The organism is Pseudoalteromonas sp. NJ631, from assembly GCF_000276645.1.
Taxonomy (GTDB): domain Bacteria; phylum Pseudomonadota; class Gammaproteobacteria; order Enterobacterales; family Alteromonadaceae; genus Pseudoalteromonas; species Pseudoalteromonas piscicida.
On sequence record NZ_AKXJ01000003.1, the window covers coordinates 17,490 to 39,020 of the forward strand.

The window sequence follows — 21,531 nt, forward strand, 5'->3', positions numbered from 1 at the left end:
TAATGGCGCTATGCTAGCATAGCGCCTGATTAGCGCATAGTAAGGCGCGTGAATTAAGCTGCTTTTTCCAGCTTTTCTAGATAAGCAACAATGTCATTGGATTCGTACAACCAAGTGACTTCGCCTTGCTCTTCGATTCGCAAGCATGGCACCTTCACTTTACCACCCTGCTCTAGCAACTCTTGGCGATATTGCTCATCATTTTTGGCATCACGGGTTTCGAGCTTAAGCCCTTCACGCTTGGCAGCGCGGCGCACTTTAACGCAAAATGGACAAGCCTTAAATTGGTATAACTTTAAGTTTGCCGTCATAGCATCTAGCTTTTGCTGTTGTTCTGCGGCACGTTTTTTACTGCGTGGGGTAAAAATAAAATCAAAAAGTAAAATCAGACGTCCTAAAAACCATCTTACAAATTGCATAACGTTTCCCAAACCTTTTGCTACATTCGCTAAAAAATAGGTTGGGGAGTTTAGCATAATCTTTAAGCGCTATATATAAGCGGAGCTTAAAACAACTCTATTTCTGCACATGCGTATTTTGATTCGGCTAACCCCAAAGCGAGGTAGTTTGTGACTTGGTTTCTGCCATTTTCTTTTGAGTGATAAAGCGCAAGATCGGCTTTGTGAACTTGCTCAGAAACTTGTAGTGTATCGACCACTTCGGTAAAACCAAGGCTCACAGAAACATGCTCTACTTGCGGAAATCGGCTGGAAGCAATGGTACTTCTCAAGCGCTCAAGTGCTACTGCAGCAGAGTCATCATTGCGACTTTGAAATAGCACCGCAAACTCCTCTCCGCCGTAGCGAAATACATAGTCCTCCGCTCTAAAGTTGGCTTTAATCTTTTGCGCCACCAGCAGGATCACTTCATCGCCAATCACATGACCAAAATTGTCGTTTACCTGTTTAAAGTGATCAATATCTGCCATCGCTAAGTACCACTTGCGGTCTTCACTGTCATCACGGCATACCGTAAACCCATCTCCATTGGTTATTTCCATGACTTTTTCATCAAACGTTTGGCGATTGAGTAATTCGGAGAGCGGATCGATACGGGCAAAGTGCAATGTTGCCATTTGATGCGCAAAAACAGTGAGTAAGTGCTTCATTAAAGTCGCCGTGGTGAGATTTACTTGGCCTTCTATATATAAAAAACCAACTAGCTGAGCTTGGTGATAAAACGGGATAACACTATCGCCGTGGTATTGAATGAGGTGTTTGCCATCTTGGCGCTGACGTAATTTATCTACCACGGCATCTACCGACCCCACCACAACACAAAAGTCGCGATGGCTCACAAATATGGACTTTGGGACTTCTTTTTCCGATAAGCTTTTACTGAAATAAAATGCATAGCTTTCCCCACAAACATCAGAGATAACCCGCTCAAGGGCCTGCATTAGCACCAGTTCACTCTTTTGCGCCAAGAGCTCTAAAGTAAGTTCGTGACCACAGGGTGAATAGCTAATCGACATTCAAGGCCTCTCAATAAAATTGACTCTTGATAAGTGTAGAACAGCTCTCTGAATTTACAGTAATTTATAGGCTAATTTAATACTTCTTGTTGGCTATGTTGATTTAAGAGTACCAAATTATCACGATGGATGATTTCCTCAGCACTTTCAAAGCCAAGACACTGCGCAAATTCACTACTATGACGACCAATTACCAAACCAAGTTCTTGATTACTTAAGCTAGTTAAACCTTGTGCCTGAAGCGTGCCGTGTTGGCAAAACACTTGAACCAGCTCGCCACGTTTAAATTGCCCTTCAATCGATACGATCCCTTTTGCTAGTAAACTTGCTCCTTGATTACATACCGCATTGATTGCGCCATTATCACAAATTATTTTACCAGTTGATTTAGGGCCAGACAGCAACCAGCGCTTGCGCCCTCCAACCGGAGCGTCAAACTTCAAAAACGTCGTGCTTGGTGCGGTTTGGGTGAGTACTTGCGGTAAAATGTCGTATTCACTGCCTTTTGCTATCACAACATCAACACCTGCTCGTTGTGCGATGTCAGCGGCTTGCAACTTAGTCGCCATACCACCCGTTCCAAGTTGTGTGCCACTGCCACCAGCTAGTGCTCTAAGTTCGTCGTTTATATGTGTTACTTGCTCTATCAACTGCGCATCTGGATTGGCTCTGGGATCTGCGGTAAAAAGACCATGCTGATCGGTGAGTAATACCAATTTATCGGCATTTGCTAAAATTGCGACGTAGGCTGAGAGGTTGTCGTTATCGCCAACTTTGATTTCAGACGTTGCCACTGCATCGTTTTCGTTGATGATAGGCACGACATGATGCTCTAGAAGCTTAGTGAGCATATCCCTTGCAGTTAGATAACGTTCGCGGTGCTCAAGATCGGCTCGTGTCAGTAGCATTTGCGCCACAGTGACGTCGTAAATACTAAACAATGACTGCCATAAATGGATTAATTGACCTTGCCCAATCGCAGCTAACATCTGTTTTTCAGCTAGCGAATGACCAATTTGTTGCTGTAAGACACCGCGCCCAGCAGCAACAGCACCGCTGGAGACAACAATGACCTGATGACCAGCCTGACGTAACGTTACACACTGCCTTACCAGCTCAACAAGTCTGGGCTTGTTTAAGGTCTGGCTGCCTGCAGTTAAGACACTCGTGCCGAGCTTGATAACAATGGTTTGTTTATTGTTTTTGGTCATAGTATTTGTTGATTTATACAGCGATAGAGCTTCGTTATACCACGGACCTTCCCCCCTCCCAAGTAATAATACCAATTGCATTAACTCTCCAACCAATTTGAAGGGTGAAATACCATATTAGCGTCGTTAAAAATTTCTCATTTAGAACAACTAAATAGCAAAATTTTTGCCTAGCTACTAAAGCTATTCCTCCGCTTCAAATAGCTCATTTAATTAATACAATTGGTATAAACTCATGAATTTTATTTCTAACTCAGAGTGAATTGGTATAATCCGCCGCACTGATTTCGATCAAGGCTTTTTTGCACCGCGTGTGAGAGAGTGTTCATCATTCAATGAAAGAATAATTAGCTGAGTTCAAAATGAAAAAACACAAAAAGAACAAAGAAATTATGATGCTACCTTTGCTGTTTGTAGTGATCTTAATGTGTGTAGGCGGCCATTTTATTTTGCAACCTAGCTACAAAGACAGCCACATTGTTGAGTATTCTCTAGCTGCACTGCCGTTTTTAATGTTTGCCGTCGTGATTGTCGCTATCAAAATAGCCATAAAAGCAGATAACGATGAAAACAATGAGGGTGAGGGCTAGAATATCCCTCACATTGGTTATAGAGGATGATAACCAAACCACAAAGGGGTAAGCGGTGTTGATTGGCCACTGTGGGTGAGCTTGATATTTAAGTTTTGATCAAATAAATCAATGGCAAAACAGTCATCTACATCATGTAAATCGTCTTTATGAATATGGCTAAAGCCGTTAAGCAAAAACGCTTTTGCTTTCTCTTTTGCTTCATCTACATTCGTTGCAACGAACAGCCCAAAGTCATGCGCCTCAGCTAACCTATCTGGCTTATATCCTCCCAGGTTCACAAAGTATAAATGCTCAGCTTGCTCAACACGCTCTTCGGTAAGTTCAATAGCATAACCATCGGCATGTTCAATAATTGTGTAGCTATCCATATGCACCGAACTTTTATCTCCAACCCATTGCTGCTTTAATTTGGGATAAGCCTCTTCAATTGTATTCGCCGCGACAAAGCGCACATCATGCATTTCAATATGGCAACCTTGAATACGGCCGCCTAGGTATACAACAAACAACTTCACTTTGACACTCCACTCATTTAAAACCCAAGTATACTCTCAACTCAAAGACTTGGCTTTATTGAGTTAGATGATTATTCTGAATAAACACTCTCAGTGAAGGACAATATAATGAAAAAAACATTCCTCGCGCTTTTGGCTAGCTTTAGCCTGTCATCAACAGCTCAAGTAACCTTAATTCACAATGTAAATGGTTATACGCCTACTAAATCGCAGCAAATTGAGCGCTTTTCTTCTTTGATAATTAAAGACGGTAAAGTCGTAAAAACAAGTTCAAAAGATCTTAGTACTCAATATCCGAGTGCAACCAAGTTTGATGGTGAGGGAAAAACCCTATTGCCCGGTTTAATTGATGCGCACGGTCACATCATTGGCCTTGGCAATAATTTACTCACACTCGACGTGCGCGGTAGCAAAACCATTGCAGAAGTAGGAAAACGGCTTAGCCACTACGCCAAAGCCCATGAAGGTGAATGGATAATAGGTCGAGGCTGGGATCAAACCTTATGGCCTGGCGGACAATTCCCAACCGCTGCCGATCTCGACAAATACGTAAAAGATAAGCCCGTCATGCTCACTCGAGTAGATGGTCACGCTATTTGGGTAAACTCAAAAGCGATGGCGCTTGCCAACATTTCCAAATCAACAAAGACGCCTGAAGGCGGTGAAATCATTACACTGAATAGCGGTATGCCGAGCGGGATTTTTATCGACAAGGCAGAAGACCTTATTCATACTCATGTCCCAGCTCAGTCAGATGCACAGGTAAACAAAGCGCTGAATAAAGCCGGAGAACACTTGCTGAGTTTAGGCATTACCTCAGCTCATGATGCTGGGATTGACCACACTACGTGGCAGGTCTACCAAACACGCGCCAAGGAACACTCAATGCCTCTGCGCGTCTACGCTATGCTCAGTGCAAGCTCGCCCAAACTCGCAGAGATGTTAGACGCCGGAGTGATCAAAGATACACGAGATCAACTCTCTATTCGTAGTGTAAAAATCTATGCTGATGGTGCACTTGGCAGCCGAGGGGCAGCACTTATTCGCGACTATCATGACCGCAAAGATCACAAAGGATTAATGCTCGAAAACCAAGCGACGCTTGAAGCATTGATCACCCAAGCCATACGCAGCGGCTACAGTGCGCACACGCACGCCATTGGCGATAGAGCGAATCGCATCGTGCTAGACTCATATCAACACGTTTTTAAAAAAGCAGGTGGAAGACTGCTCAGAAATCGCATTGAGCACGCACAAGTTGTCCACCCGGATGATATCCCTCGCTTTAAGACATTAGATATTATTCCATCAATGCAGCCTGTTCATGCCACATCTGATATGCATATGGCCGAAAAGCGCCTAGACGACAAACAGCTTAGCGGCGCTTACGCATGGCAAACATTCTTAAAGCAAGGAAGTAGAGTGGCGGCGGGTTCTGACTTTCCAGTGGAGCTTGCAAATCCTTTCCATGGTCTGCATGCCGCTATCACCAGACAAGACCATCAAGATTTACCCAAAGATGGCTGGCGCCCAACAGAAAAGCTAACCAGAGAACAAGCACTACAAGCATTCACAGTTGATGCTGCTTATGCTGCATTTCAAGAATATAAACTGGGAAGTTTAGAACAAGGAAAGTGGGCCGATTTTATCTTAATCGACCAAGATTACTTTACCGTAAGCGAAGATAAAATTGATGATATTAAATTCGAGCAGACGTGGATTGCAGGTGAACTTAAATATCAGCGTTGATCTTTTTGTAATTTAACCAAGTGGTAGGTGTTAACTAGTGCCAGTAGACCATTAGTTAACGCCACCGGCCAAGCCTGGATAAGTGCGCCATAGGCGGTAAAACAAATACAGCCCATTAAATTGAACCAACGCAACTTAGCAACATCGCTCATCATCAAAGAAACGACCAAAAAAGCAGAGGCTAAATAGCCTAAATATTCCCAACTCATTTGTCCTCTCCCCTAAGTTGCGTTAGCATATAGTTTATGCTCGAATTTACGTATCGAGCAGAATAAAAAGGCTAACCCACAAGCCCCTAGAAATTAGCACCAATAAATTAGCTCTAACACGGGAAGTGGGGGTTTAATGGTAATATCGTTTATTAAATTCTTCGCCACAGCGCTGAGATAAAACCGATACTACTTAAACGGTGTGAGTTAGCGTAAAACTGAAAAATTCATGCTAACGTCATTATAGTTTAATAAATAGGACATTTGTCCGAAGAGCCATCTAGATGTTTCAATATCATTTTTCAACCAATTTGGTCGAACAGTTACTCGCTTTTGCTGGTAATAGTTTTCAGCACAGCAAAAAAGAAGTCTTGATCCACCAAGATGAACCATTGAGTAAACTCATATTGGTGACCAGTGGCACTGTGTCTTTTAGTTATGATGTCGGTAACGGTCGTCGTCTATTACTCGGACAACTGGACTGTAACAACACGCTAATTGGCGAAATCGAAGCGCTGAATCATCAGCCTTGTATTTATACCGTGACTTGCTTGAGCGATGTAACCTATCACCTCATTGAGCTAAAATATTGGCGAAAATTACTGCTTGAGCAGCCGGAGCTGAGCCTATATACCGCGCAAACCATCGCTGCTAAGTTTACTGAAAACCAAAAGATAAACTTAGACAAGTTGCTGTTGCCGCTGAGCTACAACATTGCTAAAGACTGCTTATTACGTGCCGAGAATTCGAATCCAACATTACTTCGTGCCTATTCAACGGTAAGTGCTGAAGCCGAAAGATTTGCGACCACTGAACGTGCATATCGTCGGGTGGTCAGTGAATTGGTAGAAAAGGGCTTGATAGTACGCAGTAGTGAAGGCTTAAAGCCAGTCGATGTTGACGCGCTTGAGGATTTTGTTGATAGCTTCGCGCAAGCTTAATTTTTCGCGTTTAGAATAACTAGGGCGAGTACTTGCTCGCCCTTGAGTACTGATTAGCTTATTTTGCAAATAGGTGTTTAATATTTGCTAAGTCAGACTTTCCTTCCACTAATTCTTCCGGCGTTAAACCTGACAGCTCGTGAGGGAATACCAACCACTCGTCAGACTCATGAATAAAGTAATCTGGTGTCATTGGTACTTTTTTGTTTGCTGGCTTGTAGTATGGGCAAGCGACACGAATATCGCGAGGCAAGTTCAAGCGCATTAGTTCTGCAAGCTTTTCTTTCAACGCAAAAATACTGCGCCCAGAATCAAACACGTCATCAACGATTAGCAATGAATCGTCAGCGTTTGCATTTTCAACGATGTAATGCAGACCGTGTACTTTGATTTCTTTAGATTGCTTACCAATGCCATAGTAAGAAGAAGTACGTACTGCGATATGATCAGTCTCTATACCTTTGTAATCGTAGTATTCTTGAACTGCGATACCAATAGGCGCACCACCACGCCAAATACCGATAATAAAGTCAGGTCTAAACCCGTCTTCATAAACTTTAGCGGCTAAGCGAAATGAATCTTCTAGCAATTGTTGCGCTGTGATATAGCACTTATCTGACATAAATACCCCGTTAGGAAGCCCGTGTGATGGTGACAAGCAGCAAGTGCTGCCAATTGATACCAATTACAATTGTTTGCAAGCCATAGGCACTTGTGTGATTGGTATAACCGAATATTTTAACGTAAAGCGCAATAAAATGCTGCAATAATAGTGTCTTTTTATTTTCATTTTTTGGTTTGGGACGCCATATTCTAAAGTTCAAGATCGCCGGTTGAACAGACACCTACACGGAGTGGTTAATTTGGTGGGAGCGAGTTCACCTCACGATGGTTTACAGCAGATAAAAATAAGGCCGCGGTGGGCGGCCTGTATCGGTTATTCTTCGGTATCTGCGCTGGCGTCATTATCTTCTGGTGTCTCGACACCATTGTGCTCCAGATCATAGCTATCTACACGCTGTAATCCGCGCGGTAACTTATTACCTCTGCGACCTCGCTCACCGTAATAGTGTTCTAAATCACTTGGCTTCAAGGTTAGCTTGCGCTTGCCTGCATGCAAGGTAACAGAAACGCCTTCAGGTACTACCGCTAATACTTTGACAAACTCTTCACGGCTTTGCACCTTCGCGCTAGGGATAGAGATAATCTTATTTCCCTTACCTTTACCAAGTTTAGGTAGATCACGTAACGGGAATAGCAGCATTCTGCCTTCGCTGGAAATCGCCATACACATATCAGTGGCAACATCAAATACCTGGATAGGTGCCATCAAATGCGCACCTTTTGGCACGCTAACGAACGCTTTACCATTTTTGTTCTTGCTCACCATATCCGCAAAGTCACTGATAAAGCCGTAACCACCATCAGTCGCTATCAGATAAGTCGATTTCTCTTCGCCCATGACCACATGTTCAAAGTTACATCCTGACGCCAAGTTAAAGCGTCCCGTCATCGGCTCGCCCTGACTCCGAGCTGAAGGTAAGCTATGCGCATCGGTTGCAAAGGCTCGCCCTGAGGTATCTAAGAACACCGCAGGCTGATTACTCTTACCTTTGGCCGAGGCTTTATAACTGTCACCTGAGCGGTAGCTTAGTCCTTCGGCATCGATATCGTGGCCCTTCGCAAAACGCGCCCAGCCTTTCTCAGATAGCACAACAGTTACAGACTCTGATGGGATCAAATCCTTTTCGCTAAGCGCTTTGGCTTCACCACGCTCAACTACCGGTGAGCGTCTATCATCGCCATACAATTCAGCAGCTTCTTGGATTTCTTTTTTCATCAATGTCGACATGCGACGCTCAGAGCCTAAGGTTTTCTCCAGTCCATCACGCTCTTTTTCAAGCTCATCCTGCTCACCACGGATCTTCATTTCTTCAAGCTTTGCAAGGTGGCGTAATTTCAGGTCTAGAATCGCTTCGGCCTGCTTATCTGAAAGACCAAAACGCGCAATTAACTCTTCTTTTGGCTTATCTTCGTTGCGAATGATTTCGATGACTTCATCGATATTCAAAAACGCAATCATCAAACCTTCAAGAATATGCAAACGCGCAAGTACTTTGTCTAAACGATACTGCAAACGTCTACGCACCGTTTCACGACGGAATACTAACCACTCAGATAAAATCTGACGCAAGTCTTTAACTTGTGGACGCCCGTCTAAACCAATCATATTGATGTTAACACGGTAGTTCTTTTCAAGATCCGTCGTGGCAAATAGGTGCGCCATTAATGGCTCGACCTTAACTCGATTTGAACGCGGTACAATGACGATACGCGTCGGATTTTCATGGTCCGATTCGTCACGTAAATCCGCCACCATAGGGAGTTTCTTCGCTGTCATTTGTGCTGCTATCTGCTCTAGCACCTTGGCACCCGAACATTGGTGCGGCAACGCGGTGATCACCACTTCGCCTTGCTCTTCGGTGTATACAGCACGCATCTTGATTGAGCCACGACCTGTGGTGTAAAGCTTTTTGATCTCTTCTTGCGGCGTAATGATTTCCGCATCGGTTGGATAGTCTGGCGCTTTGACCAATTCTAGAATTTCTTCTAGTTCGGTTTTAGGCTTATCCAATAACAAACAACAAGCTTCAGCAACTTCGCGTACGTTATGTGGCGGAATATCGGTTGCCATCCCCACCGCAATACCCGTCACCCCATTCAACAAGATATGTGGTAAACGCGCAGGTAACACTTGCGGCTCATCTAAGGTGCCATCAAAGTTAGCGGTCCAATCAACCGTACCTTGACCAAGCTCTTTCAGCAGTACTTCTGAGAACTTAGATAAACGCGCCTCGGTATAACGCATCGCAGCAAATGATTTAGGATCATCCGCAGCACCCCAGTTACCTTGGCCATCCACCAGCGGATAGCGATAAGAGAACGGCTGCGCCATGAGTACCATGGCCTCATAACAAGCACTGTCGCCATGAGGGTGATATTTACCCAATACGTCACCGACGGTACGGGCAGATTTTTTGTATTTTGCTTGAGCAGATAAGCCCAGCTCACTCATCGCATATACAATACGACGTTGTACAGGCTTCAGGCCGTCACCAATATGCGGCAACGCCCTATCCATGATCACATACATGGAGTAGTTCAGGTAGGCGTCTTCAGTAAAACGCCCCATCGGAAGTTGTTCAATGCCTTGCAAGGACAAGGCTTGAGGATCTGTCATGTTACACCTTACTTGTTGTTGTAGCTGATGCGATATATCGCATTGGCGTAATCATCGGAAACGAGCAGGCTACCGTCGTCGAGCTCTGCAATTGCGGCTGGTCGACCATAGGTTGTTTCGTTTTCCATAAAGCCGGTAAGGAAAGGCTCATAGCCTCTAATTTGGCCATCTTGCACGTTTGCTCGCATTACTCGATAGCCCACTTTTTTGCTGCGGTTCCAAGAACCATGTTCAGCAACAAAAAGCTGATGCTTCATTGCCTTTGGAAATTGCTCGCCACGGTAAAAGTGAATGCCCAGCGGTGCAACGTGCGCTTGTAGTGCAAGTGCTGGCATGGCGTAGTCAGTCACCGATTTACCCTCGCCAAATTCAGGGTCTAGCACACTGCCACCATGAACATACGGGAAGCCAAAATGCTGACCAATTTCGTCAACACGATTGATTTCACATGGTGGAATGTCATCTCCCATCATGTCACGACCGTTATCGCTAAACCATAACTTTCCGGTTACTGGGTGATAATCAAAACCCACTGAATTACGCACGCCTTTAGCAATCGTCGAAAGCTTTTTGGTCTCAAGATTTAGTGAAAATATACGGCCAAACTTTGGGTCTTCGGCACAAATATTACAAGGCACGCCAACAGGAATGATCAGTTCGCCTTCAGGCGATACTGTTAGGTACTTCCAGCCGTGGTGGCGTTTGTCAGGCAAATCATCGAACACCAGTTCTTTTACCGGTGCCTTGAGGTTTTTTGCGATTTGCTTAAAACGCACAATACGCTCAACTTCAGCAACATATAAGTCACCGTCTTTTAGGGCGATACCGGAGGGCATATTCAGCCCTTCTGCAACCAAGATTTTCTTGTCGGCTACGCCATCACGGTTGTTGTCAATAAGTGCGTGAACTTTACCCGCTTTACGAGAGCCAACATACACAGTGCCATCTTTGCCCACCGCCATTTGTCTCGCATTTTCAACATCTTTCGCAAAATAGCTCAGCTCATACCCTTTAGGTACTGAAAGGCGCGAAAGCATATCGTTTGCCAGTGCAGGTGAACTTAATAACGCTACTGCCAGTGTCGTCGCTACCGTGGTCAATTTGCTATGTATTTTCATGTTAAACCTCTGCCTTATCTCCGTGCTGCTCAAGCCAAATTTTACGGTCGCCAGAGCGCTTCTTAGCTAACAGCATATCCATCATTTCGAGGGTTTGTTCAGGCTCATCTAATGTCAGCTGAACTAAACGTCTAGTATTTGGATCCATGGTGGTTTCACGCAATTGCAACGGGTTCATTTCACCCAACCCTTTAAAGCGTTGTACGTTGACTTTTCCGCGTTTCTTTTCAGCCTCGATACGGTCTAATATGCCCTTTTTCTCATCTTCATCAAGGGCGTAGTAAACTTCTTTACCAACATCAATACGAAATAGCGGCGGCATGGCAACAAAAACATGGCCCTTACGAACAAGCTCAGGGAAGTGCTTCACAAAAAGTGCGCATAACAAAGTTGCAATGTGAAGTCCGTCAGAATCCGCATCCGCGAGGATACATACTTTACCATAGCGCAGGCCTGATAAATCTTCAGAGTCTGGATCAATACCTAAAGCAACTGAAATATCATGTACTTCTTGCGAGGCTAAGATCTGTCCAGATTCCACTTCCCAGGTATTTAGGATTTTACCGCGCAGTGGCATGATTGCTTGAAACTCACGGTCTCGTGCTTGTTTTGCCGAGCCACCTGCTGAGTCCCCTTCCACCAAAAATATTTCTGAGCGTTCGGTTTCACTTCCAGAACAATCGGTTAATTTACCCGGTAAAGCAGGACCAGAAGTGACTTTTTTACGAACCACTTTTTTCGCAGCACGCAAACGTTTTTGCGCATTGCTGATACATAGCTCAGCAAGTAACTCTGCGGTTTCGGTGTGTTCGTTTAACCATAAACTAAAGGCGTCTTTGACAATGCCAGACACAAAGGTAGCGCACGAACGTGATGACAGCTTTTCTTTGGTTTGCCCGGCAAATTGTGGATCTTGCATTTTAACCGACAAGACATAACTACAGCGGTCCCAAACATCATCAGGCGTCAGTTTAACGCCACGCGGGATCAGGTTTCTGAATTCACAAAACTCTCGCATCGCTTCAAGTAAGCCTTGGCGTAACCCATTTACATGAGTCCCACCTTGTGCCGTTGGAATTAGGTTTACATAGCTTTCAGCGATAGATTCGCCGCCCTCTGGCAACCAATGAAGCGCCCAATCGACCCCTTCGGTTGAGCCACTGAAACTGCCTGTAAATGGAGATTTCGGCAGCACTTCATAGCCTTCAGCGCTGTCTTTTAGGTAATCCTCAAGACCTGCCTCGTAGTGCCATTCTTGCGTTTCTTTCGTCTGTTTATTTACAAAACGAATTCTAAGCCCTGGACACAATACAGCCTTAGCTTTGAGCAAGTGGTTTAACTTAGTAATTGAGAAGTTAGCTGAGTCAAAATAACTCGCGTCGGGCCAAAAGTGTACTGAGGTGCCGGTATTACGCTTACCAACGCTGCCGGTCACTCTTAAGTCTTCGACTTTATCGCCGTTTTCAAATGCCATTTCATAGATTTGCGCATCGCGTTTAACGGTAATTTCGACCCGAGTCGACAACGCATTAACAACCGATATACCCACCCCATGAAGACCACCGGAGAACTGGTAGTTTTTATTGGAAAACTTGCCCCCGGCATGGAGTTTGGTCAGGATCAATTCAACCCCAGGCACGCCCTCTTCTGGGTGAATGTCCACAGGCATTCCTCGACCGTCATCGATGACTTCAAAGGAGTTGTCTTCATGCAAGATCACGTCAATCTTGGTGGCATGTCCGGCTAAGGCTTCATCGACACTGTTATCGATAACCTCTTGGCCTAAATGATTAGGTCTTGTGGTATCGGTATACATGCCAGGACGGCGCTTAACTGGCTCTAAGCCATTGAGTACCTCAATAGCTTCGGCATTATAGTTTTGCTGACTCATAGGCTAGTTCTAGTTATCTTTTTATCCGCTAGTATATGCACAACATACAGTTTTGAGCAGAGCTTTGTGCATAAATTCTAATTTTTGATAGTTAAAAATTTGGTGATGGTGTCAAAATAGCGTGGAAATTCAACAAAGCTATGATCCCCACCAAACTCAATAATTTGACGACAATGACTATAATAACGCACCGCCTCTGCAAAAGGCAGCACCTCGTCGCCCGTTTGTTGCAATAATAGCAAGTTTTCTGGATTACTCAGCTGCTCGACATACATGGATTTTAACGCATCAATATGTTCATACTGCAGCTCATAATGACAGTCCTGATAAGGATTGTATTGTGGTCCAAGGTAGTCATTTAATAATGAAAAAGGCCTAACTGCAGGGTTTATCACCACCGCTTTACAACCAAGATGTTGCGAAAAGTAGGTGGCGTAATAGCCGCCTAACGAGCTACCTAATAACACAGTATCAGAATCAATGACGCTATCCAACTGTGCCAATGCGACTCTCGGGTCATAATGTAGTTTTGGGACAAAATATGGCGTTTGTTTATCCATCATATATTCACCAAACGCCGTCGCTTTATAGGATAGCTCAGAGCTATTAAAGCCGTGAATATAAACTACTTTCCGAGCCATTTTACCTCTGTTGTTATAGCGCTTTTACTAAATACGATGACACGATAAGCGGGACCCAAATCAGACTGATACCAGTCCTTTGTGTGCTTATCAAATTGGATTGATGTTGCAGGCGTAGCGTAGATAGGTAAAGTGCGAAATTGTTGTTGATATTCATTATGCACATGACCATGAAATAGCCCTAAGACTTGCTCTGAGTCTACCAACAGGTTTAACAGTGCAGGACCATTTTCGAGCATATGTTTATCTAAATAGCCATCAATCGGTCTAGGATGGTGGTGAGCAAAAACAATCGTATTGTTGTTGATATTGTTGTTAAGCGTGTCTTTGAGCGCATCTAAATGTGACTTAGCACACCATCCGGCGGGTGTTTCACTCTTTGAGTTTAACAGTAACACCTGGCCAAATGGGCCTGAGATGCATTTATGACGGACGATTTGCCCAGCACTTATTTCTTCGAGTAAAGCTAGCTCGTCATGGTTACCCGGCACCCAAAGCACCGGGCATTGCAACTCACTCTCTCTCACTATACGGGCAAACTCATGATAAGAAGCTGCACTGTGATCTTGTGTTAAATCACCGCCAAACACCACACAATCAAAATGCTCTTTTGCCATCGCTGCTAGAGTGCGTTCAAGGTTAGCGGCGGTATTTACCGCAAAGTATTCCCCACAAGGCGTGGCAAACAAATGACAATCCGTAAAATGGCCAATACGAATTTGCGCTTTATCGAATTGCAGCTCAAGATCAAACCAAGCCATTGTTTACATCCCAGTTTAAATGTACGCGGCCTTTTTCTAAACACACCATAAGCCAATCAGCTAAAAACGCATTTATTTGATATTTTTCATCTTTTTGGTGCATATCAGGATTTGGGTAACCATAAGATGGCTTTATTCGACGATGATAATCACGGTGAATTACTTCAGCCACTTTAGCATCATGGTAGAGGCGCACAGACAACGAAAAGTGTGGCAAATGGGCGCTTATCGTCGCCATCTGTTCGATATGAATGTCCGTTGTGTATTTACTAACCCCAGCTACGCTCAAACTGTAGCGCGCAGAGGCTAAGTCAATCACTCGGCTCTCACCGACCACTTCTTCAGGTAGCAATTTTAGCGCCCGTAAATAATTACGTTCGCACAGCGTGATGTAACGGGGCAGAGATTGAATATACTGCTTTGAGCTCAGCACTTGTGACAAAAATACGACTCCTAAACTGCTTCTATATCCGCGCTTTATTTAATGCCAACCATTGTAGACTAATAACAGTGGCAGCGTTATCGATTTCCTCATTATCAAGACGTGCAAGGGCTTCATCAAGTGGCATCACATGCACTTTGATATCTTCACCTTCTTCAGCCAGTCCATAAACCCCACCCGCTTCAGATAAATCAGCAAGCGCTAAATACAAATACAGTCGCTCTGTTGTACCTCCTGGGCTTGATAAATAAGAGCGCATATAAATGAGCTTATCCAGCTCAAGTCCTGCTTCTTCTTTGGCTTCTTTTCTTGCAACAGACTCGTAATCTTCGCTCCCTTCTGCCATTCCTGCAATGCACTCCAAAAGCCAAGGGGAATTTTTTGAAGCCAGCGCCCCAATTCTAATTTGCTCAATAAGCAGCACGCTGTCTGTAATAGGATCATACGGCAATATTGCAACCGCATGACCACGCTCTAATATCTCGCGAGTTATCAGCTCTGATACACCGCCATTAAATAAGGCATGGGTAAATTGGTACTTGTGAATGGTAAAAAAACCATTGAAGATTGTTTCTATTGAAGAAACATTGACGTCGACTTTGTTGAACTGACTCAAAGGTTTCATAAAATAATCCTGTATTTTTTAATAGCAACGGTTTAAAAGCTAACCAATCGCCCTTATAGTAGGGTCATACCTGAATAAGTAAACGAAGTCGTTTACCTTTAACTTTTTCCACTTTACAATACCCAAGTGGTATTAATATATTCTGTTACACTTGTTGGCGATGTTTTACGCATTTGGTCTTTAATTGGGCCGCAAAAACAGGGTAACATGCTGACAGTATAAAAATTGTCTAAGGACTGAGCGAAAAATGAAAAAAACTCTACTATCATTAGTTGTTGGGTTGTCGTGCGCACTTTCAAGCAGCCTGTCCCACGCGGAAGACCTACTGCAAGTATACGACATTGCAACGGCTAACGATCCTACCGTATTAAAGGCTAAAGCGCAGGCTGATGCGCAAAAATATGCACAAGACCAAGCATTAGGCGTATTGCTACCTCAGCTTGGCTTTCAAATGAGTTATACAGACGTTAACTCTGAAGGTCCATCGAGCCAGCAAAATGACTCGACAGGCTACACCATGTTTGAGTCTGACACTGACACCTTTCAGCGTTCAATCTCCCTAAACCAAACCATTTTTAATATGGCATCTTGGCAGGGGCTATCGATCGCTGAAAAACGTGCAATGCAAGCATCGACGCAATATGAGCAGCAAAAGCAAACTTTGATTGTCCGTATCGCTGAAGGTTACTTTAATGTGCTAAGCGCGTTAGATAGCCTAGAGTTTGTACAAGCCGAGAAGCGCGCTATAGAACGTCAACTAGAGCAGACTAAACAGCGCTACGAAGTAGGTTTGACTGCAATTACAGACGTGCATGAAGCAAGAGCGCAATTTGACCGTGCAGTTGCAGACGAAATCATAGCAGGTAATGCGGTTGAAACAGCACGTGAAACATTACGTACAATTACGGGTAAGTATCACGCTAAACTAGACAAGCTAAATACTGAAACCTTCTCAACGGTTAAGCCTACGCAAAATACGAATGACTTTATCGAGATTGCAAAAGCGAAGAACTTAGACCTTCAAGTCGCTAAATCCGCGGTAGACATCGCAAAAGATCAAATTGATTTAGCTAAAGCTGGACACTACCCAACACTAAACTTAAACGCTACTTATTCTGATTCTTTAGCTGACAGTGCAGGTAGACAACATGCGCCACGTAGCGACAGAACTTCTGTAGGCTTAACGTTAGACGTACCAATTTATACTGGTGGTCAAACCGTTGCGGCGACCGATCAAGCTCGCGCAAACTTTGTTGCTAGCAGCGAAGATATGGAAGCGGCAATGCGCAACATGACGCGCTCGGTGATCACGTCTTATAACCAAGTAGTTTCAGACGTTGCAACTTACCGTGCGCTAGAGCAAGCGGTTGTTTCAGCAGAAAGTGCGTTACAAGCAACTGAAGCGGGCTTTGATGTAGGTACTCGTACCATCGTGGACGTACTAGTCAGCACGCAAAACCTGTATAATGCGAAACGTAACTTAGCTGATATTCGTTATCGCTATGTACTTTCGTCGCTGCGTTTAAAACAAGCAGCAGGTACACTATCTCGTACCGATCTTGAAGCAATCAACCAAGGTTTAATTGAAGGCTAAGTACTTCGATTATCACCTCTGAAAAGGCCAGCTATGCTGGCTTTTTGTATTTTTACAGCAATATAGATAAACTAGCCGCTTCAATTAAGTCTTAGGTATATTACTTTGGTTACTCACTCACCTTTCAAATGGTCATTCTTAGCACCTAAATTTTGGCTGACTTGGCTTGGTGTTTTCGCCCTGTATTTAATCTCATGGCTCCCACAAGGTGTTCAATTTACACTGGGTAGAGGCCTTGGACGTCTAGTTCATAAATATATGAAACGCCGCCGTCATATTGCTGATGTCAATTTAAAACTTTGCTTTCCACAGCTAAGTGAAGCAGAACACAAAGCTATGCTACTAAAAAATATGGAAAATACCGGCATAGCAACTCTTGAAACGGGGATGGCATGGTGGTGGCCAGAGTGGCGCATCAATCAAGTGGTGGGCTCTATTAAGGGATTAGAGCATATTGAAGCCGTGCAAAAGCAAGGAAAAGGGGTACTTATGCTGGTTCCCCATATGTTGCATCTTGAGATGGCAAGCCGAGTGCTTGGCACTAAAGTGCAAGGTGTTGGCTTTTATCGTCCACACAATAATCCACTTATGGAGTTTTTTATGACCCGTGGGCGACTGCGCTCAAATGAGTATTTAGTCACAAAGCGAGACGTCAAAGGGTTATTGAAAACGCTCTCGAGCAAACGCGTTTGCTATTACCTGCCTGATCAAGATTATGGCCGCAAGCGCTGCGAGTTCGCACCTTTCTTCGCCGTCCCTGATGCTGCAACTACAACTGGTACTTTATTATTTTCTGCGAGTAAAAAGGCTGAGACTTTAAGCTTACACTGTACGAGAGATGCAAAAGGGATGTATCATTTAGACGTACAACCTATTTTAGAATCATTCCCAAGTGGCAATGATCTTGCAGATGTTACTCGCGTCAACGAGAGAATGGAACAAGCAATCAATTGTGCGCCAGATCAATATATGTGGGTGCATCGTCGCTTTAAAACGCGACCTGATGAAAAGGCACCTTCGTTTTATTAGGGCCTAAAGTCTTGGAGTAGTTTGAAATGGCTAAAAAGAAAAAAAATAAATTATCGTCAATCTGGTTTTGGACTAAACACCTATCACTAGGTGTGTTACTCATTTGGGCTGCCTACTATTTTCTTTTTGGTGCCTCTAAAGACATGAACTTTAGGGAAACCACCAATGTCGCAGCGCAAGGCCTGTCGCAATTTTACGAAAGCTTTAGAAATAGCATGAGCAATCGTGATACTGATCGTGAAAAGTACGTTATCACGCTCGGAAAGCCTACCTATCCTCTTGATGACGCACTAGCACAAAGAGCGCTTGCTGTTAAGCCATCTAACCCTAAATGGACAGGTGAAAAACAACCAAGACGCTTCGATACGGGAGACACACTTAAAGATGTGCTTACAAAGCAAGCCAAAGAAGAAGGTGTGGAACTGTTCTGGTATCTAGAGCGTGATTATGTGGTGAAATACAACTTCCGTCTTGATACCGACTTTGTTTCTGCACTCTATCAGGTTGGAACGGCGATAAACGACGACTTTGAATTTCAAGTCTACACATTTTTCTGCCCGCGCGAGCGTGCTGCGGTTATCACCGAAAACCCACCAATCTATGTACGTGAAAACTGCCGTAAGCTAGCGGGTTAAGCAAGTACCCGCTGCCAAACTTGAGTGACTTGTTGTGCGTGTTGATCAAACGCTTCACGCCCAACAACCCTACCTAATTGGTTTAAGCTATTAAAATGATATTGATCTCTAAACAAACAATATGCAGAGATTAAGTGCTTCATTTCATCACTATCAATCACTTCAACTTCACCCGCTTGCTCCAAAATACGTATATTATCTGGATAAGTACAAAGTGCTGGATACTGACTGCTATATCGCAACACAATGTACTGACTGATAAATTCAATATCCGTCATGCCGCCAATTCCCTGCTTTAAGTCAAAGTGACTGTCACTATCTTGGTTAAGGTGGGCTCGCATTTTTTCACGCATATTGCGAACATCTTCCACCAATTTTGGTACGTCTCGCTGCTGCATTAATATTGCATGGCGTATTTCCTCAAATCGCGCGGCCATTTTCGACTCACCGAGCACCATACGAGCTCTAACCAGCGCCTGATGCTCCCACGTCCAAGCTTGCTCTAACTGGTATTGGTAAAAGCTTTCTAGATTGATAGCGAGTAAGCCCGAGTTTCCTTCAGGGCGAAGTCGAGTATCTAATTCGTAAAGCATGCCAGAGAGTGTTTTGGTATTGAACAAATGCATTAAGCGCTGTGCTAGCTTCATATAAAACTGTCTTGAAGAGATAGGTTTATCACCCTGAGTTTGACTTTCGCCGTCACGATTATGCACAAACACTAAGTCTAGATCTGAGTTGTAACCGAGCTCATATCCCCCAGCCTTGCCATACGCTATTACAGCAAAGCCTTTTTCTTCTATTGTTGCACCTTCAGGCGCACCAAAACGCGCCACCATATGCCCCCAAGCAATATCGACGGCTTTTGCGATAATCGCCTCAGCAAGCGCAGTTAGATGATCGCTCACCTTCATAATATCCAACACGCCAGTGGCGTCTGCTGCCGCGACTTTTAGCTGATGCGTTTGTTTAAATTGTCGCAGCGCTTCCATCTGTAGCTCAACATCTTGCTCATCTATACGTAAAAATGCTTGCTGGATCTCGTTTTTATAGGCCGTTAATGGCAAAGGTTTGTAGAGAGTTTGTGGGTCGATAAGCTCATCAAGGAGGATCGGGTATTTCGCAATATGCTCAGCAATCCACGCGCTATGGCAACAAAGTTTGATAAGTTGAGTCAACGCACCGTGATTTTCGTAAAGTAGCTCCAAATATGCAGTACGGGACGCCACTTTATTGATCACACTGAGCACGCGAGCGAGCGCCGGCTCCATGTTTTGTTTACTAAGCTCTCGTAGCAAGGCTGGCATTAACTTATCGAGAATATCGCGACCACGAGTGCCCGCCTGCTTTTTACTTAGCCCTTGTTTAAACTCCATCAAGTCAGTTTGCCAAGTCTCAAAACACGGCGTAGCTCGGCACTGGCCTAGCTGAACAATTTCTCCCGTTTGCCACGCGTAAACCGCGCTATCGTCTTCATCTAATTCTTCTTCAGGCGGTTCACCAATGACTTGGCTAAACTCAGCCCGGATATGCTGCGTCACAACCTTTAGCATTTGCTCGACTTCGGCGTAATCGTTACATTGCAATAAGTGGCTCAGGCGCAGACAATCTAAGTTGTTGTCGGGTAAAGTTTGCGTTTGTTTGTCGTCAAATGCTTGTAGATATTGCTCAACTTTACGTAGCACTAAATAGTTCTCATGCAGACAGTTTTTGACCTCGACAGGGACAATATCAAGCGCTTCAAGCTCTTCTAATGCCTGTAACAATGAAGGGGTTTGTAATGGCGTTTCGCGACCGCCGCGTATCAGTTGCAAAGCCTGCACAATAAACTCTACTTCTCGAATGCCACCAGCGCCCAGCTTTATGTTATTCGTTAAGCCTTTGCGTCTCACCTCTTGGGCAATCATGTTTTTCATCTTTCGCAGTGAATCTATCACAGAAAAGTCGATATAACGGCGATAGACGAACGGCCGGATTAGGTCGTAAAACTCTTGCCAATACGGCGACGGCTCACCAATTGGCCGCGCCTTTAACATCGCATAGCGCTCCCACTCTCGACCTTGGTCTTGGTAATAGTCTTCCATCGCGGCATAGCTCATCACCAAAGGACCACTATCCCCAAACGGTCTTAAACGCATATCGACTCTGAATACTTGGCCATCAATGGTAACTTGATTAAGCGCTGAAATAAGTTTTTGTGCCACTCGAGTGTAAAAAACTTGCGCCTCAATGCTACGCCGGCCACCGGATGTGTCGACACTTCTTGGATAGGCAAAGATCAAATCGATATCAGAGGAAAAGTTCAGCTCCTTACCGCCAAGCTTTCCCATGCCTAATACCGTCATGGGTATCGAGTTACCAGCCTCATCTTTTGGTGAGCCTGATTGCGCTTCTACGCTTAAGTACGCCCATTGGTAAGCATTTGAAATCAAAGTATCGGACAGCTGGGAAACATAGCGAATACTGTCATCAATCTCATTGCCTGCAACCAAATCCAGCCACATCACTTTAAGCCAATACTTTAATCGATAGTGACGCAGCTGCTGCCAAGCTTGTTTTTCTTCAACCAATGGCGCGGAGAAGTCAAACACATCAGGACAATCGCGCATTTGCATCTGCGTATCATCGAGCAGCCAAGCTCCCCACTCTGGAAATCGTGCAAGTGTACGCTCGGCAAAATCACTCAGCACCAGTAACCGTGCCAGTTTGGGCTCCATCGGCGCATCACCATAAATCATTTGGTAACGCTCTTGAGCAAGCGTATTCAGCGCTGCTTGAACAAACAATTCCGACATAAAAAACTCCACGGTAGGCTGGCTCTCTTTGTGAGCAGTGTTATAGTAACTCTATCTAAAACACAACCTT

The 21,531-nt window shown here is 44.4% G+C and carries 20 protein-coding genes; 6 read left to right on the forward strand and 14 right to left on the reverse strand.

What is annotated here, in order from left to right; all coding sequences use genetic code 11:
- Nucleotides 1–53: 53 nt before the first annotated feature.
- From A587_RS0106915 to proB, 3 genes are all read right to left on the reverse strand, one after another.
- Complete coding sequence (locus A587_RS0106915) at nucleotides 54–419, reverse strand: glutaredoxin family protein (protein WP_026000901.1); 366 nt, start codon at nucleotides 417–419, stop codon at nucleotides 54–56.
- 86 nt (nucleotides 420–505) lie between these two features.
- Entirely contained in the window at nucleotides 506–1,474 is a 969-nt protein-coding gene (locus tag A587_RS0106920; RefSeq protein WP_017216986.1) for a GGDEF domain-containing protein, read from the reverse strand.
- Nucleotides 1,475–1,545: 71 nt separating this feature from the next.
- Nucleotides 1,546–2,685: a glutamate 5-kinase gene (gene proB, locus A587_RS0106925; RefSeq protein WP_026000902.1), complete on the reverse strand. Its 1,140-nt coding sequence runs from the start codon at nucleotides 2,683–2,685 to the stop codon at nucleotides 1,546–1,548.
- A 362-nt stretch (nucleotides 2,686–3,047) separates the two neighbouring features.
- Here proB and A587_RS0106930 point away from each other — a divergent pair, with 362 nt between their 5' ends.
- Entirely contained in the window at nucleotides 3,048–3,275 is a 228-nt protein-coding gene (locus A587_RS0106930; protein ID WP_010379194.1) for a hypothetical protein, read from the forward strand.
- A 17-nt stretch (nucleotides 3,276–3,292) separates the two neighbouring features.
- On the opposite strand, the gene A587_RS0106935 is transcribed toward A587_RS0106930, so the two are convergent.
- Entirely contained in the window at nucleotides 3,293–3,793 is a 501-nt protein-coding gene (locus A587_RS0106935) for a DUF1543 domain-containing protein (protein ID WP_017216988.1), read from the reverse strand.
- 108 nt (nucleotides 3,794–3,901) lie between these two features.
- Between A587_RS0106935 and A587_RS0106940 the strand changes: the two genes are divergently transcribed.
- Complete coding sequence (locus A587_RS0106940) at nucleotides 3,902–5,542, forward strand: amidohydrolase (RefSeq protein ID WP_017216989.1); 1,641 nt, start codon at nucleotides 3,902–3,904, stop codon at nucleotides 5,540–5,542.
- Here the strand turns inward: A587_RS0106940 and A587_RS0106945 are convergent.
- Complete coding sequence (locus A587_RS0106945; RefSeq protein WP_010379202.1) at nucleotides 5,533–5,751, reverse strand: YgjV family protein; 219 nt, start codon at nucleotides 5,749–5,751, stop codon at nucleotides 5,533–5,535. The two genes, A587_RS0106940 and A587_RS0106945, sit on opposite strands and share 10 nt — an antisense overlap.
- A 284-nt stretch (nucleotides 5,752–6,035) precedes the next feature.
- Here A587_RS0106945 and A587_RS0106950 point away from each other — a divergent pair, with 284 nt between their 5' ends.
- Nucleotides 6,036–6,692: a Crp/Fnr family transcriptional regulator gene (locus A587_RS0106950; RefSeq protein ID WP_010607695.1), complete on the forward strand. Its 657-nt coding sequence runs from the start codon at nucleotides 6,036–6,038 to the stop codon at nucleotides 6,690–6,692.
- 58 nt (nucleotides 6,693–6,750) lie between these two features.
- On the opposite strand, the gene A587_RS0106955 is transcribed toward A587_RS0106950, so the two are convergent.
- The 8 genes from A587_RS0106955 to A587_RS0106995 all read right to left on the reverse strand — a co-directional run bounded on the left by A587_RS0106955 (nucleotide 6,751) and on the right by A587_RS0106995 (nucleotide 15,411).
- Nucleotides 6,751–7,314 (reverse strand): phosphoribosyltransferase, encoded by a 564-nt coding sequence (locus A587_RS0106955; protein WP_010607696.1) that lies wholly within the window; start codon nucleotides 7,312–7,314, stop codon nucleotides 6,751–6,753.
- Between the two features lie 315 nt (nucleotides 7,315–7,629).
- Complete coding sequence (gene parC / locus A587_RS0106965) at nucleotides 7,630–9,933, reverse strand: DNA topoisomerase IV subunit A (RefSeq protein WP_017216991.1); 2,304 nt, start codon at nucleotides 9,931–9,933, stop codon at nucleotides 7,630–7,632.
- Between the two features lie 8 nt (nucleotides 9,934–9,941).
- A complete protein-coding gene (locus tag A587_RS0106970) occupies nucleotides 9,942–11,051 on the reverse strand; it encodes a PQQ-dependent sugar dehydrogenase (protein WP_017216992.1) in 1,110 nt (369 codons plus the stop codon).
- A 1-nt stretch (nucleotide 11,052) separates the two neighbouring features.
- On the reverse strand, nucleotides 11,053–12,942 hold the full coding sequence (parE, locus tag A587_RS0106975) for a DNA topoisomerase IV subunit B (protein ID WP_017216993.1): 1,890 nt from the start codon (nucleotides 12,940–12,942) through the stop codon (nucleotides 11,053–11,055).
- A 77-nt stretch (nucleotides 12,943–13,019) separates the two neighbouring features.
- On the reverse strand, nucleotides 13,020–13,583 hold the full coding sequence (locus tag A587_RS0106980) for a YqiA/YcfP family alpha/beta fold hydrolase (protein ID WP_017216994.1): 564 nt from the start codon (nucleotides 13,581–13,583) through the stop codon (nucleotides 13,020–13,022).
- Nucleotides 13,568–14,344: a metallophosphoesterase gene (locus A587_RS0106985; RefSeq protein WP_017216995.1), complete on the reverse strand. Its 777-nt coding sequence runs from the start codon at nucleotides 14,342–14,344 to the stop codon at nucleotides 13,568–13,570. Before A587_RS0106985 ends, A587_RS0106980 begins: the two co-directional genes overlap by 16 nt.
- The gene (locus A587_RS0106990) at nucleotides 14,331–14,786 is read right to left on the reverse strand and encodes a DUF1249 domain-containing protein (protein WP_017216996.1); all 456 of its coding nucleotides are present in this window, start codon (nucleotides 14,784–14,786) and stop codon (nucleotides 14,331–14,333) included. The genes A587_RS0106985 and A587_RS0106990 overlap by 14 nt, the downstream gene beginning before the upstream one ends.
- 22 nt (nucleotides 14,787–14,808) lie before the next feature.
- On the reverse strand, nucleotides 14,809–15,411 hold the full coding sequence (locus A587_RS0106995) for an NUDIX domain-containing protein (RefSeq protein WP_017216997.1): 603 nt from the start codon (nucleotides 15,409–15,411) through the stop codon (nucleotides 14,809–14,811).
- A gap of 247 nt (nucleotides 15,412–15,658) precedes the next feature.
- Here A587_RS0106995 and tolC point away from each other — a divergent pair, with 247 nt between their 5' ends.
- From tolC to A587_RS0107010, 3 genes are all read left to right on the forward strand, one after another.
- Nucleotides 15,659–17,005: an outer membrane channel protein TolC gene (tolC, locus tag A587_RS0107000; RefSeq protein ID WP_017216998.1), complete on the forward strand. Its 1,347-nt coding sequence runs from the start codon at nucleotides 15,659–15,661 to the stop codon at nucleotides 17,003–17,005.
- Nucleotides 17,006–17,110: 105 nt separating this feature from the next.
- On the forward strand, nucleotides 17,111–18,034 hold the full coding sequence (gene lpxL, locus A587_RS0107005; protein WP_017216999.1) for an LpxL/LpxP family Kdo(2)-lipid IV(A) lauroyl/palmitoleoyl acyltransferase: 924 nt from the start codon (nucleotides 17,111–17,113) through the stop codon (nucleotides 18,032–18,034).
- A 26-nt stretch (nucleotides 18,035–18,060) separates the two neighbouring features.
- Nucleotides 18,061–18,669: a TcpQ domain-containing protein gene (locus tag A587_RS0107010; protein WP_017217000.1), complete on the forward strand. Its 609-nt coding sequence runs from the start codon at nucleotides 18,061–18,063 to the stop codon at nucleotides 18,667–18,669.
- On the opposite strand, the gene glnE is transcribed toward A587_RS0107010, so the two are convergent.
- Nucleotides 18,666–21,461 carry a bifunctional [glutamate--ammonia ligase]-adenylyl-L-tyrosine phosphorylase/[glutamate--ammonia-ligase] adenylyltransferase gene (gene glnE / locus A587_RS0107015; RefSeq protein ID WP_017217001.1) on the reverse strand — a complete coding sequence of 932 codons (2,796 nt, stop codon included), beginning with the start codon at nucleotides 21,459–21,461 and terminating at the stop codon, nucleotides 18,666–18,668. The genes A587_RS0107010 and glnE overlap by 4 nt on opposite strands.
- Between the last annotated feature and the right edge of the window lie 70 nt (nucleotides 21,462–21,531).

Coding starts and splice junctions, on each gene's coding strand:
- A587_RS0106915 (WP_026000901.1), bottom strand. CDS start 419: ATGCAATTTGTAAGATGGTTTTTAGGACGTCTGATTTTACTTTTTGAT.
- A587_RS0106920 (WP_017216986.1), bottom strand. CDS start 1,474: ATGTCGATTAGCTATTCACCCTGTGGTCACGAACTTACTTTAGAGCTC.
- proB (WP_026000902.1), bottom strand. CDS start 2,685: ATGACCAAAAACAATAAACAAACCATTGTTATCAAGCTCGGCACGAGT.
- A587_RS0106930 (WP_010379194.1), top strand. CDS start 3,048: ATGAAAAAACACAAAAAGAACAAAGAAATTATGATGCTACCTTTGCTG.
- A587_RS0106940 (WP_017216989.1), top strand. CDS start 3,902: ATGAAAAAAACATTCCTCGCGCTTTTGGCTAGCTTTAGCCTGTCATCA.
- A587_RS0106945 (WP_010379202.1), bottom strand. CDS start 5,751: ATGAGTTGGGAATATTTAGGCTATTTAGCCTCTGCTTTTTTGGTCGTT.
- A587_RS0106950 (WP_010607695.1), top strand. CDS start 6,036: ATGTTTCAATATCATTTTTCAACCAATTTGGTCGAACAGTTACTCGCT.
- A587_RS0106955 (WP_010607696.1), bottom strand. CDS start 7,314: ATGTCAGATAAGTGCTATATCACAGCGCAACAATTGCTAGAAGATTCA.
- parC (WP_017216991.1), bottom strand. CDS start 9,933: ATGACAGATCCTCAAGCCTTGTCCTTGCAAGGCATTGAACAACTTCCG.
- A587_RS0106970 (WP_017216992.1), bottom strand. CDS start 11,051: ATGAAAATACATAGCAAATTGACCACGGTAGCGACGACACTGGCAGTA.
- parE (WP_017216993.1), bottom strand. CDS start 12,942: ATGAGTCAGCAAAACTATAATGCCGAAGCTATTGAGGTACTCAATGGC.
- A587_RS0106980 (WP_017216994.1), bottom strand. CDS start 13,583: ATGGCTCGGAAAGTAGTTTATATTCACGGCTTTAATAGCTCTGAGCTA.
- A587_RS0106985 (WP_017216995.1), bottom strand. CDS start 14,344: ATGGCTTGGTTTGATCTTGAGCTGCAATTCGATAAAGCGCAAATTCGT.
- A587_RS0106995 (WP_017216997.1), bottom strand. CDS start 15,411: ATGAAACCTTTGAGTCAGTTCAACAAAGTCGACGTCAATGTTTCTTCA.
- tolC (WP_017216998.1), top strand. CDS start 15,659: ATGAAAAAAACTCTACTATCATTAGTTGTTGGGTTGTCGTGCGCACTT.
- A587_RS0107010 (WP_017217000.1), top strand. CDS start 18,061: ATGGCTAAAAAGAAAAAAAATAAATTATCGTCAATCTGGTTTTGGACT.
- glnE (WP_017217001.1), bottom strand. CDS start 21,461: ATGTCGGAATTGTTTGTTCAAGCAGCGCTGAATACGCTTGCTCAAGAG.